Here is a 14,874-nt window from a genome sequence, read left to right as displayed (position 1 = left end):
CGCTCCGGTGCTGGACCGCAGCGGCGCGAACGTGCTCGAGCCCGGGTACGTCGTGTCGATCATGCTGTATCCGGACGAGGCCAGGCAGTCCGGCGGCGTGCACACGGTCGCCAAGTCGCTGGCCGCGTCGTTGAAACGCTTCGACCGGACGATCACCGAGCGGTCGATTCTGGCCGCGGCCCGCAAAGCCACCGGCAAGAACGCCTCGACCGTCGTCGCCGTGCTGCGCGAGCACGACTACCAGTCGGTGAAACCGGCCATCTACGACCTGCCCGGGGTCAAGTTCGTCCGGCAGACCCGGTTGCTGCCGCCGTCCCGCGACCTCGGATCCCAGCTGCTGCCCGCCATCCGCACCTTGGTCACCGACCGGGTCACCGGGGAGGCGGGCTGGCGGGTGGTGGCCAAGGACTCCCTCGGCGCCGAGGTGGCCGAACTGCACCGGGTGGACCCGAAGCCGGCCAAGGCGGTGCAAACCACGATCAGCCTGGACGTGCTCAGGGCGGCCGAGAAGGCCGTGGACCGCGAGCGCAAGCCGGCGGCCCTGGTGGCGCTGCAGCCGTCCTCCGGCGGCATCCTCGCGGTCGCCCAGAACGAGGCCGCGGACAAGCAGGGCGCGATCTCGCTCATCGGCCGCTTCCCGCCGGGCTCGACGTTCAAGATGGCCACCGCGCTTGCCGCATTGCGAGCGGGCGAGGTGTCCCCGCGCAGCAAGGTCGACTGTCCCGGCACGACGGTGATCGGTGGCAGGCTGGTGCCCAACGAGGGCCGCTTCCAGCTCGGCACCGTGCCGCTGGCACAGGCGTTCGCCAAGTCGTGCAACACCACGTTCGCCCGGCTGGCCGCGCGCCTGCCCGCCGACGCGCTCACCGAGGCCGCTCGCGACCTGGGCATCGGCGCGGACTTCGTCATCCCCGGCATCACCACCATCACCGGGTCGGTGCCGCCGTCCGGATCGCTGGTGCAGCGTGCGGAGAACGGCTTCGGGCAGGGCAAGGTGCTGGCCAGCCCGTTCGGCATGGCCTTGGCGGCGGCCACGGTCCGGGCGGGCAAGACGCCGGTGCCCACCCTGGTGAAGGGCGAGAAGACGAAAGCCACCGGTCTGGGCCGGCCGCTGCGCAAGGAGCACGCCGCGGCCCTGCGCGACATGATGCGCCAGGTGGTCACGCAGGGCACGGCGACCGCGCTGCGGGGGCTGGGACCGGTGCACGGCAAGACCGGAACCGCGCAGTTCGGCGACGGCAAGCACTCGCACGGATGGTTTGCCGGATACCGAGGCGACGTGGCGTTCGCGGTGCTGGTCGTCGGCGGCGAGACATCGGCTCCCGCGGTCGAGATCAGCAAGGCGTTCCTGGCCGGCCTGTGACGTCTGCGCTGTGCCTGCCGCCCCGGCTTCGCCGCGCGACGCGCCGCAGTAAGGTCGAAGTATGCGTGAACCGTTGCAGCCCGGAGTGCAAAGCCCGCGTCGCCCTGTGCCGCCGCACATCGAACGCCCGGAGTACGTGGGCAAACCCGCTCCGCAGCGGGTGGAGGGCAACGGTGTGCGCACCCCCGAGGTGATCGAGGCCATGCGAGTGGCGTGCCGGATCGCCGCGCAGGCGCTGGAGGAGGGTGGCAAGGCGGTCAAGCCGGGGGCCACCACCGACGACATCGACAAGGTGGTGCACGAGTTCCTGTGCGACCACGGCGCCTATCCGTCCACGCTCGGCTACCGCGGTTACCCCAAGTCGTGCTGCACTTCGCTGAACGAGGTCATCTGTCACGGCATCCCGGATTCGACCGTGATCCAGGACGGGGACATCTGCAACATCGACGTCACCGCCTACATCGGTGGCGTGCACGGCGACACCAACGCCACGTTCCTGGCGGGCGAGGTGTCCGAGGAGGCCCGGCTGCTGGTCGAGCGCACCAAGGAAGCCACCATGCGGGCGATCAAGGCGGTGCGCCCCGGCAGGCAGCTGAACGTGATCGGCCGGGTGATCGAGTCGTACGCCAAGCGGTTCGGCTACGGCGTGGTGCGCGACTTCACCGGCCACGGCGTCGGCCCGGCCTTCCACACCGCGCCGACCGTGCTGCACTACGAGGAGCCGTCGGTGACCACGGTGATCGAGGAAGGCATGACGTTCACCATCGAGCCGATGATCACCTTGGGCACCATCGAGTACGAGATCTGGGACGACGGCTGGACGGTCACCACGAAGGACAAGAAGTGGACCGCCCAGTTCGAGCACACCATCCTGGTCACCGCGGAAGGAGCGGAGATCCTCACCCTGCCGTGAGCCGACCGGCCGCGGAGACGACGGCACGAAATGCGCTCCGCTGTCGGCCCTCGGCTACTTCAGCGGCAGGTTGAGCAGCGCGTTCTCCAGCACCTCCGGCATCGCCGGGTGAATCCAGTACTGGCCGCGCGCCATGCGCTTGGCGTCCAGTCCGAAACTCATCGCCTGGATCGCCGGCTGGATCACCGTCGGGGCCTGCGGCCCGATGATGTGCACGCCGAGCAGCCTGCCGGACTCCGGGTCGGCCAGCACCTTGGCGAAACCGGTGGTGTCCTCCATCGCCCAGCCGTAGGCGATGTCCGCATAGGCCTGGGTACCGACGACGTACGGCACGCCTTCGGCCTTCAGCTGCTCCTCGGTGCGGCCGACCGAGGCGATCTGCGGGGACGTGAACACCGCCTTCGGAATGTGAGCGTGGTTGGCGGCGATCGGGTCGTCCGGGTGCAGCAGGTTGTGCTGGACCACGCGAGCTTCGTGGTTGGCCACGTGCTTGAGCTGGTCCGGTGAGCTGATGTCGCCCAGTGCGTACACGCCGTCGGCCGACGTCCGCTGGTAATCGTCGACCCACACCCGGCCGTCCACCGTCTTGATACCACCCGCTGCCACGTCGAGCAGGTCGGTGTTCGGCTTCCTGCCGACGGCGATCAGCAACAGCCCGGCCTCGACGGTTTCCGGGCCGCGTGCCGTGGACAGCTCGACGGCCACGCCGTTCTCGCTGGGCCGGACGGCCTGCGCGTGCGACTCCAGGCGCAGATCCCACTTCCGCGCGGCGATCTGGGTGATCCGCTCGCTGATCGCGCCGTCCTGGTCGCGCAGGATGCGGTTGGTCCGCGCCACCATGGTGACCTCGACCCCGAACGACGACATGATGTGCGCGAACTCGGCGGCGATGAAGCCGCTGCCCAGGATCACCACGCTGTCCGGCAGCTTGTCCAGCCGCATGATGGTGTCCGAGGTGTGGTAGGCGACCTGATCCAGCCCGGGCAGGTCCGGCACGACCGGGCGGCTGCCCGCGGCCAGCACGATGCGCTCGGCGGTGATCTGCTGCGGGCTGCCGCCGTCGTTGGGCGTGACTTCCAGCCGGCGCAGACCGGTGAAGCGGGCCGTGCCCTCGAACACCGTGACGTTGGCGTTGTCCGGGTGCTCGATGCGGTAGGTCCGCCCGCCCTCGGCGATCGGATCGATGCGGCCGAAGATCCGGTCCCGCACGTCCGCCCAGCGCACCCCGGACAGCTCGGCGTCGACGCCGAGCCGGTGGCCGTTCGCCGCCGTGGACGCCACGTCGGCGGTGTGCACGAACATCTTGGTCGGGATGCATCCCACGTTCAGGCAGGTGCCGCCGAACGTGCCCTTCTCGACGATGGCCACCTTCATGCCGGTGAACCGCTGGTCGAGGATGGAATTGCCGGACCCGGTGCCGATGATCACCAAATCGAAGTGCTGCACGTGATAGTCAACCGTCTTGCGACGGTGAGTGTTCCCTGGTGGCTCACTGGAGTGAACTCGGTGGCGAAGTCCGATTCGTTGAGCGTGCGAACAGGCGCCGAGACCTAGGGTCGCCCTCATGCGAGGGAGAACGTGCTTCGTCGGCGTGCTGGCGGTGGTGGCGTCGCTGCTGAGTGTGGTGCCGGGCAGCGCCGAACCGGGTGGGACGTCGCAAGCGGAGATCGTCGGCGGGCAGCAGGCACGGATTCGCGACTACCCGTACGTGGCGTACTTGGCGGACAGGCGGGGGCGTCAGTTCTGCGGAGCGGCATTGTTCGCGCCGGCCAGGGTGGTGACGGCGGCGCACTGTGTGGCCAACGTGGACGCCGATGCGCTGATCGTGGTCGCCGGACGCGAGGACACCCGTACCGATGCCGGGCGCGAGGTCGGTGTGCGCCGGATTTGGGTGCACCCGCGGTTCCGCAATGCGGTGCGCGGATACGACGTGGCCGTGCTGGAACTTGCCGGCCCGTTGCCGTATCGGCCGGTCCGCCTGGCGGGCGAAGCGGACGACGATCTGTACCAAGCGGGCCGGAAGGCGACCGTGCTGGGCTGGGGTTACACCGCGGAGGGCGGTCAGTCGTCGCCGGTGCTGCGCAGCGCCGAGGTGCCGGTGCGTTCCGACCGAGTCTGTTCGCAGGCGTATGTGCAGTACGTTCCCGAGGTCATGGTCTGCGCGGGCTACGACGACGGAGGCGTCGACGCCTGCCAGGGCGATTCGGGTGGCCCGCTCGTGGTGCGCGGGAAACTGATCGGCCTGGTCTCGTGGGGTGAGGGCTGTGCGCGGCCGGGCAAGCCCGGGGTGTACACGGAGGTACGCGCCCTCGTCGAGGACATCGTCAGGGCCGACGACGGCGACGGAGCGATCTCCGGAGCAGGTCTGCTCGGTGTCTCCGGCCGCTGACGTCCGGCCCGATGTGCCAGGATGCGGCGTATGACCATCGTCGCGGCTCGCGGGGACCAGCTCACCGCCGCCCAGCTGTATGCGCTGCTACGGCTGCGGGTCGACGTGTTCGTGGTCGAGCAGCAGGCCGCCTATCCCGAGTTGGACGGGCTGGACCTGCTTCCGGTCACGCTCCATCTGTGGCAGCCGGGCGACGGCGGCCGAGTGGACGGATGCCTGCGGTTGCTCGACGAGGGTGACGTGGTGCGGGTCGGCCGGGTGTGCACCGCGCAGGCGGTCCGGGGCACCGGGCTCGGCGCGCGGTTGATGGAGGCCGCCATGCGGCACATCGCCGATCGCGAGTCGGTGCTCGAGTCCCAGACCACGGCGACCGGGTTCTACGCCCGCTTCGGCTATCGGATCGACGGCGAGGAGTACGTCGAGGAGGACGGCATCCCGCACGTGCGGATGCGCAGGCCGGGTGGCTGACTACCGGCGCGGCGCCGTCGTGACGATCACGTCGACCGCACGGTCGATGTCCGCCTCGGTGAGCGTGGCGCGGGCGGTCAGGCGCAGCCGCGAGATGCCGTCCGGGACCGACGGGGGACGGAAGCATCCCACCCGGACTCCTTGTTCGGCGCAGCGCGCTGCCCAGGCCACCGCGTCGTCGGGTGACGGCGCGCGGACGGACACCACTGCGGCGTCGGGGGTGCTCACGCGCAGCCCCGCGTCGGCAAGCCGTTGCGACAGCCGGCTGGCCACTTCGAGCACCTGCTGCGGCCGGCCGGGTTCGTCGCGCAGCACGCCGAGCGCGGCCAAGGCGGCGGCAGCGCTCCCCGGTGCCAGCCCGGTGTCGAAGATGAACGACCGCGCGGTCTCGACCAGGTGCCGGATCACCCGCTTCGGCCCCAGCACAGCGCCGCCCTGGGAGCCGAGTGACTTGGAAAGCGTGATGGTCGTGACGACATCCGGCGCGCCGGCCAGTCCCGCGGCGTGGACCGCGCCGCGGCCACCGTCGCCCAGCACACCCAGGCCATGCGCATCGTCCGCCAGGAGGGCGGCACCGTGCTCCCGGCACGCGGCGGCCAGCTCCGACAGGGGGGCCAGGTCGCCGTCGACGGAGAACACCGCGTCGGTCACCACCAGGGCCCGGCGATGCCGCCGCGTGCGCAGCGCGTGCGCCACGGCTTCCGGGTCGTTGTGCGCCACCACGGCGATGTCGGCGCGTGACAGGCGGCAGCCCTCGATCAACGACGCGTGGATGTAGCGGTCGGTGACGATGGCGCTGTCCCGTCCGGTGAGCGCGGTGACCGCGCCCAGGTTGGCCATGAACCCGGAGGAGAACACCAGGGCGGCCTCGGCGCCGCAGAACCGGGCCAGTTCTCGTTCCAGTTCGGCGTGCAGCTCGGTCGTCCCGGTCACCAGGCGCGACCCGGTGGAGCCTGCGCCCCACCGCAGTGCCGCCGCTGCGGCGGCTCCCGCGACGCGCTTGTCCGTGGCAAGGCCGAGGTAGTCGTTGCTGGCCAGGTCGAGCACACCGGCCGCGCGTTCGGCGGCCGACCGCGGCCGGAGCCTGCGCACCAGCCCGGCTTCGGCCCGCTTGCCGGCCTCGTCGTCCAGCCAGTCGAAGACGTGCTCGCCATCACTGCCTTGTGTCACTTGGGCAGTGTCGCACCTGGGGACTAGTTTCGGTCCGAGGAGGTGGGGGCATGTGAGCGAGCTCGCCGCGATGCCGTCGGATTTCACCAGGGCGCTGGCCGTCGTGGCGCACCCGGACGACATGGAGTACGGGGCGGCAGGCGCGGTCGCGCGCTGGACCGCGGAAGGCAAGAAGATCGCCTATCTGCTGCTGACCCGGGGAGAAGCAGGCATCGACACCATGGAGCCGGCCGAGGCCGCCCGGGTGCGCGAGCGCGAGCAGCGGGAGAGCGCGGCCATCGTGGGTGTGACCGACGTGGAGTTCCTGGACTATCCGGACGGGGTGCTGGAGCCGTCGCTGGCGTTGCGGCGGGACATCGCGGCCGCCATCCGCAGGTACCGGCCCGAGCTGGTGATCACCAACAACTTCCGGGAGACCTGGCCGGGCGGTGCGCTCAACATGGCCGACCACCGGGTGGCGGGCCAGGCGACGCTGGACGCGGTGCGCGACGCGGCCAACCGCTGGGTGTTCCGCGAGCTGCTGGAGGACGGCCTGGAGAAGTGGGACGGGGTGCGCTGGGTGGCGCTGCCCGGTTCACCGCACCCGACCCACGCCGTGGACATCACCGGCAGTTTCGAGGCTTCGGTCGCCTCGCTGCGCGCCCATGCGGCCTATCTGGCCGCGTTGGAGGGCGAGCTGGCCGACCCGGAACCGTTCCTGCGCGACATGGCCGAACAGGCAGGCGCGCAGTTCGGCTGCCCGCTGGCGTGCTCGTTCGAGCTGCTGACGATGTGAGCCGGGGCAGCCGCCGTCAGCGACGACCCCGCCGCTGCGGTGCCTTCCGGTTGCTGGTGCGCCGGTCGGCCGGGTCGCGCAGCGGCACACCGGACGGGTGCTGCGCGCCGGTGATCCGCGCCAGCTCGGTGTCGCCGGGGCGCACCGGGATGATGGCGGGCCGCACGCCCGCCTGCTGGGCGATCCGGCGCACGGTGTGCTTCTGCTCCGGCGTCATCAGCGTGACGACCGTGCCTGCGGCCCCGGCTCGTGCGGTTCGGCCCGCGCGGTGCAGGTAGTCCTTGGCGTCGTTCGGCGGGTCGACGTGCACGACCAGGCTCACGTCGTCGACGTGGATTCCGCGCGCGGCGACGTCGGTGGCCACCAGGGCGGAGCACCGGCCGTCCTTGAACTCGGCGAGGACGCGGTTGCGCTGCCCCTGTGTCTTGCCGCCGTGCAGCGCCGCGGCCGGAACCCCCACGTTGCGCATCTGCCTGGCGACGCGGTCGGCGTGGTGCTTGGTGCGTACGAACAGGATGGTGCGGCCGGGGCGGGCGCCGATGGCGGCGGCCACGGCTTGCTTGTCGGTGTGCGCGACCTGGAAGACGTGATGATCCATGGTGCCGACGCTCGCGGTGACCGGCGCGACGCTGTGCTCGACCGGATCGGTGAGGTAGTCGCCGACCAGCGTGCCGACCGCGCCGTCCAGCGTGGCGGAGAAGAGCAGCCGCTGGCCCGACGCCGGGGTCAGGTCGAGGATCTCGCGCACCTGCGGCAGGAAGCCCATGTCCGCCATCCGGTCGGCCTCGTCGACGGCGACCATGGCGGTCTGCGACAGCGCACAGGTTCCCTGGCGGACGTGGTCGGCCAGCCGTCCTGGGGTGGCGATGACCAGGTCGACGCCGCGCCGTAGCACCTGGGCCTGACGGTCGAACGACATGCCGCCTACCACCGTGCGGACCCACAGCCCGGTGGCCTTGGCCAGCGGCGTCAGCGCGTCCGCGACCTGCATGGCCAGCTCCCGGGTGGGCACCAGAACGAGTGCCCGCGGCCTGCCGGGCACGGCCTTGCCGCCGTGCAGCCGGGCCAGCAGGGCCAAGCCGAAGGCCAGGGTCTTGCCGGAGCCGGTCTGCGCCCTGCCGAGCACGTCACGCCCGGCGATGGCGTCCGGCAGCGTCGCGGCCTGGATCGGGAACGGTGCGTGGATGCCCTGGGCGTGCAGCGCCCGCAGCAGCGGAGCCGGGAGTGCGAACGATTCGAACGTGCCGGAACTGGTCAGGTTGTCACCGGCCTTGCCGAGCGCGGTGGCGTCGATGCCGGGTGTGCTCGGCCGGTGACCGTGTGCGGTGGGGCGCTGCGTAGTACGGTCCGGCCGTTGCGGGCGGTAGTCGCCGCGGTCAGGCCGGTGTTTGCGGTGGCGCGGCTTGCTCGCGCGCGGAGCGTGCTCGGGAGCCGTGGCCTGTCGTTGGTGATCTCGGGATCCTGCGCGGTCGTCGGCGCGGAAACGGCCGTTACCCCCGGTGCGTCGAGGCTTGGCGCCGCCGTAGGAAGAGCGCGCGCGGGTGCGGAAGTTCTGCTGTGCCATGTGAGCCTTTCGGTGGGTGGTACGTCACCGTCAGGCTCCGGGCGCGCGAACGCGGTGAGCGAGGATGGGACGGACCCGACGCGATCTGCGTCGTCGATGAACATCCTCACGCTACCTGAGTCCGCTGAGGAGCGCCCGCCGGGCATGACCGGTGTCACCTCGGGCGCGTAGTCATTGCGACGCCGGTCGTCCGGACAGGGCGGCAAGAGCCCGCACACAGGGAGCGGAATGGTGTCGTGGGCGCGGCGGGCGCGGGGCTGAAGCTTGCCACCTCGGCCGCCTGCGGGAGATGTGATCGGGCTATGCCGAGGCGAGCCGGCCGTCGGCCGGCACGAGTTCGCCGCTGGCGCGCGTCGCGGGCACCGATCCGTCTGGACACACGACGTGCTCGTACCGCGGTCCAGATGCCACCTCGGCTCGGGGCTGCTATGTGGCCGCCAGGGGCGCGTGGCGGACCGTCGGTACCCCGCGAGCGGCAGGCCGTCGGCCGGTTTGGCATGCCCGGCCGACGGCCGAGGGACGCGCATCAGGCCACGTACAGCTCGATCAGTCCGTCGCCCCGCTGCTTCAGTGAGCAAAGGTGCCACCAGCCTTGCTGGACGCCGAAATGGCAGTATGCGGTGGCGTCGGAAACGGCACGGAAAGTCCCCACGTACCTCGCAGCCGTGGTTGCCGCCGACGCAGCCGGTGCGGCAACACCCAAAAGCGCCCCTGCCAGGGCGACCGTGGCGAGGATTCGCTTCACCATGCTCGTTCCCCTCTGGTCGTTCGGGGTGTTCGGTGGAGCGCTCGGTGCTCCACGCAACACGCACGTGAAGGATTCTCCGATTTGGTTGATGTCTCCATGGGTTTGTCACGAACGGGCACAGTGCGTGTGCACATTGGCCGGGCTGCCCCAGGGAGGGTTGATCAGAGGGGGCCGAATCGCACAAACGGCGTGCTGCCGGAATCCGTACGTGAAGGCTGACGAACCGGCGATCGGACGACGATACGGACGCTTCCGGTAAGCGGGAAAGCGAAGGGACGCGGTCGTCTGTGCCGATGCGGCTGAACCAAGATGGGAAGTCCGGCTGTGCGACGGAGTAGGCGGATGCTGTTCGCCGGGGTCGGCAGTCCGGGCTGGGGGTTCGGGTGTGTGTGTCGGAGTAGGCGGATGCTGCTTGCCGGGGTCGGCAGTCCCGGCCGGAAGCCCGGCGTGCGACGGAGCAGGACATGCCGGCTGTTCCAGCGGGCAGGGAACGAATCGCGCGTGAAGCGGATTTTCGTTGCGTTCGCCATGGCTGGTGCTCTCGCCGGCGTTGCCGCTCCAGGCGCAACCGCCGCCACACACCGTGGGCACGATCGACGCCTGCCCGGCTGAACCACACCGACGCGCTGACCGTGCCTGGTGCGGAACACATCGACCGTTGGCGATCGTGAATCGGAGGGAACGTCACGCGATGAAGCGGATCCTTGCCGCTGCCGCCATGGCCACCGCATTCACCGGCATCGCCGCCCCGGCCGCATCGGCCGCGACCGAGCACGCCACCGCGGAGCGGCTCGTGGGTTACTACCAGAGCCAGCGGGAAGCGGAATTCGTGTGCGTCATGGGGCAGCTGGCGGGAGCCTGGACGAAGTGCTGGTACTACCACTACCCGAGCGGCCGCATCGCGCTGTACGTGGAGTGACAGCACGCCGGAATCCACCACCCTTCGTGCTGCCGGCCGGGACCGACCCGGCCGGCAGCGTGCGTTTCGCACACACCAGCGCCCGGCGATTCCCGCCCGAACACACACCAGCATCTGGCGATTCCCGCCCGAACACGTGCCAGCATCCGGCGATTCCCGCCCGGACCCGTCACCTGTCCGGACGACGGCACCGCCGGGCGCCGTGCTCATCACCCGGGTCCCCGATCCGTTGCGGGGTCGTCCCTATCCGCACGGTGAGAGCCCGCGCAGGCACCAGCGAACTGGAACCACACCGTCCGGCTCGCCGGAAGAAAATCGATTGCCCACCAGCCCCCTCCGGCGCACACTCGCTGGAGTCAGGCAGAACGCGACGAGAGCGAAGGAGGTGCCCGATGTCGACGAAGGTTCCGGGCAGCTCCCTGCCCGTCCCGTCTGCCCCGGCAGCGGTCTGAGCACCGGCCCCGGGGCCCGATCCGAAGGACCCCGGAAACGTGTACGACCACGAGGATTTCCCACCCCACCAGCGCCCGATGCGGAGCCGTGCCCGCCGCAGGCGGCTGCCCGACCGGCTCCAGCCGTCGCGCCGCGGCCGGCTGACCGAGAACGAGAAGGCCCGCCTGGCGCGGGTGCGGGAGGACGCCGAAGCCGACCCCGTCGTGCCTGGCCGCGCGGACCGCTGGAGCACCTGGGACCGGGCCGAGCAGGGCCCGCCGCCCCGGCCGGACTGGGTGGTCACCGAGCTGGCCGCCGTCGACACCGACCTCGGCGTGCTCAAGTCCGGCAAGGAGGCCGACGTCCACCTGCTGCGCCGCGGTGTCCCCGGCGGCAGGCAGATGCTGGTCGCCGCCAAGCGCTATCGCAGCAGTGACCGGCGTGACTTCCATCGCGACGCCGCGTATCTGGAAGGCAGGCGCATGCGCCGGTCGCGGGAGATGCGGGCGATCGCCAAACGCACCTCGTTCGGCCGCAACGTGATCGCCGAACAGTGGGCGGTGGCCGAGTTCTCGGCGCTGTGCACGCTGTGGTCGATCGGGGCGCCGGTGCCGTATCCGGTGCAGCGTGACGGCACCGAACTGCTCATGGAGTTCGTCGGCGACCAGGACGGCACCGCGGCACCTCGGCTGGCGCAATTGCGGCCCGATCGCGAGCAGCTGCACCAGCTGTGGCTGCAGCTGGTCGCCCTGCTGGACCTGATGGCGGGCGCCGGCCTCACCCACGGCGACCTGTCGGCGTACAACCTGCTGGTGCACGACGGGCAGCTGGTGCTCATCGATCTGCCACAGATCGTGGACGTGGTGATCAACCCGAACGGTGAACGCTTCCTGGAACGCGACGTCCGCAACGTCGCAGCCTGGTTCCACCGCCGCGGGCTGCCGGAATCGGTCACCGACGTGGACAGCCTCGTGGCGGATCTGCTTGACGTGGCACGCGGCTGAACCGGCCGCCCAGGCGCGGGCCGAGGTTCGGCAGCTCGCGGCTTGGTGAAGGGCACGACGACCGTTCCGCGCAGGCGCGTGCCGAGGCGGCCCAGGACCATCCGAAGGCCGGGCGACGGCGTGCCCATCTCGCCCCGGGCCACCGCTGGATCCGCGCTGGTCCGGCACGCGTGAACGGGGACTGGACGGCACCCCAGCTACCCCCGCGATCGGATCGGTGACGTCTGCGTGTTCGTGATCGCCGGACACCGGCAGCCGGCCTCATTCGGTCGAACACCGGCAGCTCGCCCGGGTCACCGCTGCCTGCCGGTGAATTCCCGGCCGGCAGCCGGAATCATGTGCCTGGACTCGACGTCACGCCACGCCAAGTCCGACCCGGCCACTCGGGTAGTGGTAGTACCAGCAATGCGGCCACTTCCCCGCGATCGAACCCCTCACGCACACCAATTCCGCGTCCCATCGGCTGGTGTCGATACCGGCCAAGTCCGCCCGCCTCAGCCGGTGTGCAGCTCCAGCTCGCGCTCGCCGGTCCGGCGCAGATCCAGGCCGGCACTGCGGGCGATGGACACCACGTCGTCCACCGTGCCGGCCGCACGCGGGGATGTCGCCAGCACGGCGGCGAGCCTGCCTTTGTACGCCTTGTTGAAGTGGCTGACTGTCCTGCCGTCCGGCCCCACCACGCGCACCGTCACCGCTTGCGGCATAGGAGCCAGGGCAGCGTACCCGCCCGACCGCAGGTCCAGCACCGGCTCCGGCAGCGCAGCCAGCACCGGAGTCAGCGCGGGCCGCCACAGCGTGCGCAGCGAGCCGACACCCGGCAGTTTGCTGCTCGCGGACAGCCGGTAGGACGGGATCGGGTCGCTCGGTCGCAGCACCCCGAACAGCGCCGAGGCGATCGCCAGCCGCTGCTCCGCCCTGGCCCGTTGCGCGCGATCGAAGTTCTTGGCACCGAGCGCGTCGTAGAGCACGCCGGTGTAGCGGCTCAGCGCGGGCGCTGTGGGGGAGGTCCACAGCTGGGCGTTCTTGGCGATCTCCGCGTCCTGCTTGGCGCTGAGCCCGAGCGCGGCACGGCTGGCGGGTACGTCCGCGGCGAGCTCCACCACGGTGTCGATCAGCTTGCGACGGGTCGGGGTCAGTTCGGGAGCCGACAACACGTCGAGATCAAGCGGCGCACCGTCGGTCCCGCCGCTGCCGGACGACTTCGACTCCGAGGGAGGCAGCATGATCAGCACACCGGTGAGCCTAGGCGGCCGCGCCAGCCGCGGGTGACGGGACAACCGGTTGCGACCTGCGAACGCGGGCCGACTACCCTGCGTTCATCCGCAAAAGTTCCAGTGCACTACCACTGCCTCGTCGCGAGGAGCGCAAGCCGTGATCACCCGGATGTCGACACTGTTCCTGCGGACCCTGCGTGAGGACCCGGCGGACGCCGAGGTGCCGAGCCACAAGCTGCTCGTCCGGGCTGGATACGTACGCCGCGTCGCGCCGGGCGGCTACGCGTGGCTGCCGCTCGGGATGATGGTCTTGCGGAACATCGAGCAGGTCATCCGCGAGGAGATGGCGGCCATCGGCGCCCAGGAGATCCAGTTCCCCGCGCTGCTGCCGCGCGAGCCGTACGAGAAGACCGGGCGGTGGACCGAGTACGGCCCGAACATCTTCCGGCTCAAGGACCGCAAGGGCGACGACTACCTGCTCGGCCCCACGCACGAGGAGCTGTTCACACTCATCGTCAAGGGCGAGTATTCCTCGTACAAGGACTATCCGGTCATCCTCTACCAGATCCAGACCAAGTACCGCGACGAGGCCCGGCCGCGTGCCGGTGTGCTGCGCGGGCGCGAGTTCCTGATGAAGGACTCGTACTCGTTCGACCTGGACGACGAAGGCCTGCAGCGCAGCTACCAGCTGCACCGGGACGCCTACATCCGGATCTTCGACCGGCTAGGGCTGAAGTACGTGATCGTGTCCGCCATGTCCGGTGCCATGGGCGGTTCGGCGTCCGAGGAGTTCCTGGCCGACGCCCCGAACGGCGAGGACACCTACGTACGCAGCACCGAGGGGGACTACGCGGCCAACGTCGAGGCGGTGGTGACCCCGGCGCCGCCGAAGCAGCCGATCGACGACAAGCCGCCCGCCCAGGTGCACCACACGCCGGACACCCCGACCATCGAGACCCTGGTCGAGTTCCTGAACACCAAGACGGACCTGGGCAGGACGTTCACCGCCGCGGACACGCTGAAGAACGTCATGGTGAAGACCCGCCAGCCGGGCAGCGACGAGTGGGAGCTGTTGGGCGTCGGCGTGCCCGGTGACCGCGAGGTGGACATGCGGCGCCTGGAGGCCACGCTGTACCCGGCCGATGTCGCCGTGCTGGAGGAGGAGGACTTCGCCAAGTACCCGTTCCTGGTGAAGGGCTACATCGGCCCGCGGGCGCTGCAGGAGAACGGCGTCCGGTACCTGGTCGACCCGCGCGTGGTGGAAGGCACAGCGTGGGTGACCGGCGCGGACAAGCCGGACCACCACGTGGTGGACCTGGTGGTCGGCCGGGACTTCACCCCGGACGGCACGATCGAGGCGGCCGAGGTGCGGGAGGGCGACCCGGCGCCGGACGGCAAGGGCACGCTGGTGGCCGCCCGCGGCATCGAGGTCGGGCACATCTTCGCCCTGGGCCGCAAGTTCAGCAACGCGTTCGAGCTGGACGCGCTCGGCCCGGACGGCAAGCCGGTGCGGATCACCATGGGCTCCTACGGCATCGGCGTCTCTCGCCTGGTGGCGGCCATCGCCGAGCAGCACCACGACGAGCTGGGCCTGGTGTGGCCGCGGGTGGTGGCGCCCGCGGACGTGCACATCGTGCTGGCCGGCAAGGACGACGCGGTGTTCGAGACGGGCGAGAAGCTGGCGGCCGAGCTGGACGCCGCGGGCGTGCGGGTGATCCTGGACGACCGCAAGGCCACCCCCGGCGTGAAGTTCGCCGACGCCGAGCTGGTCGGCGTGCCCACGATCCTGATCGTCGGCAAGGGCCTCAAGTCCGGCGTGGTGGAGGTCAAGGACCGGGCCACCGGTGAGCGCACCGAGGTGCCGGTGGACGGCGCGGTGCAGCACCTGGTGGATCTCGTCAAGGCATGACCGACG

At 70.7% G+C, this 14,874-nt stretch carries 13 protein-coding genes; 8 read left to right on the top strand and 5 right to left on the bottom strand.

Features of this window, described 5'->3' with window-relative positions:
* Together CXP56_RS05540 and map are read left to right on the top strand one after the other, a co-directional pair.
* Positions 1 to 1,363, top strand: a 1,363-nt coding sequence (locus CXP56_RS05540) for a penicillin-binding transpeptidase domain-containing protein (protein ID WP_286900189.1), incomplete at its 5' end; no start/stop codon positions are given.
* Positions 1,364 to 1,424: 61 nt separating this feature from the next.
* The gene (gene map, locus CXP56_RS05535; RefSeq protein WP_038045070.1) at positions 1,425 to 2,276 is read left to right on the top strand and encodes a type I methionyl aminopeptidase; all 852 of its coding nucleotides are present in this window, start codon (positions 1,425 to 1,427) and stop codon (positions 2,274 to 2,276) included.
* Positions 2,277 to 2,330: 54 nt separating this feature from the next.
* On the opposite strand, the gene CXP56_RS05530 is transcribed toward map, so the two are convergent.
* Entirely contained in the window at positions 2,331 to 3,722 is a 1,392-nt protein-coding gene (locus CXP56_RS05530; RefSeq protein WP_286900188.1) for a mycothione reductase, read from the bottom strand.
* 118 nt (positions 3,723 to 3,840) lie between these two features.
* Between CXP56_RS05530 and CXP56_RS05525 the strand changes: the two genes are divergently transcribed.
* The gene (locus CXP56_RS05525; protein ID WP_286900186.1) at positions 3,841 to 4,665 is read left to right on the top strand and encodes a S1 family peptidase; all 825 of its coding nucleotides are present in this window, start codon (positions 3,841 to 3,843) and stop codon (positions 4,663 to 4,665) included.
* A gap of 30 nt (positions 4,666 to 4,695) precedes the next feature.
* The gene (locus CXP56_RS05520) at positions 4,696 to 5,133 is read left to right on the top strand and encodes a GNAT family N-acetyltransferase (protein WP_038045071.1); all 438 of its coding nucleotides are present in this window, start codon (positions 4,696 to 4,698) and stop codon (positions 5,131 to 5,133) included.
* Here CXP56_RS05520 and CXP56_RS05515 read toward each other — a convergent pair whose 3' ends face one another.
* Positions 5,134 to 6,303 (bottom strand): 8-amino-7-oxononanoate synthase, encoded by a 1,170-nt coding sequence (locus CXP56_RS05515; protein ID WP_286900184.1) that lies wholly within the window; start codon positions 6,301 to 6,303, stop codon positions 5,134 to 5,136.
* A gap of 70 nt (positions 6,304 to 6,373) precedes the next feature.
* Here CXP56_RS05515 and CXP56_RS05510 point away from each other — a divergent pair, with 70 nt between their 5' ends.
* The gene (locus CXP56_RS05510) at positions 6,374 to 7,078 is read left to right on the top strand and encodes a PIG-L deacetylase family protein (RefSeq protein WP_038045308.1); all 705 of its coding nucleotides are present in this window, start codon (positions 6,374 to 6,376) and stop codon (positions 7,076 to 7,078) included.
* Positions 7,079 to 7,094: 16 nt separating this feature from the next.
* Here CXP56_RS05510 and CXP56_RS05505 read toward each other — a convergent pair whose 3' ends face one another.
* A complete protein-coding gene (locus CXP56_RS05505; RefSeq protein ID WP_286900183.1) occupies positions 7,095 to 8,642 on the bottom strand; it encodes a DEAD/DEAH box helicase in 1,548 nt (515 codons plus the stop codon).
* Between the two features lie 526 nt (positions 8,643 to 9,168).
* Complete coding sequence (locus tag CXP56_RS05500) at positions 9,169 to 9,390, bottom strand: hypothetical protein (RefSeq protein WP_028848038.1); 222 nt, start codon at positions 9,388 to 9,390, stop codon at positions 9,169 to 9,171.
* A gap of 691 nt (positions 9,391 to 10,081) precedes the next feature.
* Here CXP56_RS05500 and CXP56_RS05495 point away from each other — a divergent pair.
* Both CXP56_RS05495 and CXP56_RS05490 read left to right on the top strand, forming a co-directional pair.
* Entirely contained in the window at positions 10,082 to 10,309 is a 228-nt protein-coding gene (locus CXP56_RS05495; RefSeq protein ID WP_028848039.1) for a hypothetical protein, read from the top strand.
* Between the two features lie 530 nt (positions 10,310 to 10,839).
* Positions 10,840 to 11,745, top strand: a complete 906-nt coding sequence (locus tag CXP56_RS05490) for a serine protein kinase RIO (RefSeq protein ID WP_286900193.1) — start codon at positions 10,840 to 10,842, stop codon at positions 11,743 to 11,745.
* Positions 11,746 to 12,239: 494 nt separating this feature from the next.
* On the opposite strand, the gene CXP56_RS05485 is transcribed toward CXP56_RS05490, so the two are convergent.
* Positions 12,240 to 12,977, bottom strand: a complete 738-nt coding sequence (locus CXP56_RS05485; RefSeq protein ID WP_028848041.1) for a YaaA family protein — start codon at positions 12,975 to 12,977, stop codon at positions 12,240 to 12,242.
* Between the two features lie 139 nt (positions 12,978 to 13,116).
* Between CXP56_RS05485 and CXP56_RS05480 the strand changes: the two genes are divergently transcribed.
* Positions 13,117 to 14,868, top strand: coding sequence for a proline--tRNA ligase (locus CXP56_RS05480; protein ID WP_028848042.1), 1,752 nt, complete (start codon positions 13,117 to 13,119; stop codon positions 14,866 to 14,868).
* The last annotated feature ends 6 nt before the right edge of the window (positions 14,869 to 14,874 follow it).

The organism is Thermocrispum sp., from assembly GCF_002919275.1.
GTDB lineage: Bacteria > Actinomycetota > Actinomycetes > Mycobacteriales > Pseudonocardiaceae > Thermocrispum > Thermocrispum agreste.
Note: the sequence above shows the minus strand (reverse complement) of the source record. Positions and strands in the feature narration are given on the sequence as shown.

Bases quoted from the DNA above. Each gene is read 5' to 3' on its own strand.
- CXP56_RS05500 (WP_028848038.1), bottom strand. From the start codon at position 9,390: ATGGTGAAGCGAATCCTCGCCACGGTCGCCCTGGCAGGGGCGCTTTTG.
- map (WP_038045070.1), top strand. From the start codon at position 1,425: ATGCGTGAACCGTTGCAGCCCGGAGTGCAAAGCCCGCGTCGCCCTGTG.
- CXP56_RS05495 (WP_028848039.1), top strand. From the start codon at position 10,082: ATGAAGCGGATCCTTGCCGCTGCCGCCATGGCCACCGCATTCACCGGC.
- CXP56_RS05490 (WP_286900193.1), top strand. From the start codon at position 10,840: ATGCGGAGCCGTGCCCGCCGCAGGCGGCTGCCCGACCGGCTCCAGCCG.
- CXP56_RS05520 (WP_038045071.1), top strand. From the start codon at position 4,696: ATGACCATCGTCGCGGCTCGCGGGGACCAGCTCACCGCCGCCCAGCTG.
- CXP56_RS05525 (WP_286900186.1), top strand. From the start codon at position 3,841: ATGCGAGGGAGAACGTGCTTCGTCGGCGTGCTGGCGGTGGTGGCGTCG.
- CXP56_RS05505 (WP_286900183.1), bottom strand. From the start codon at position 8,642: ATGGCACAGCAGAACTTCCGCACCCGCGCGCGCTCTTCCTACGGCGGC.
- CXP56_RS05510 (WP_038045308.1), top strand. From the start codon at position 6,374: ATGCCGTCGGATTTCACCAGGGCGCTGGCCGTCGTGGCGCACCCGGAC.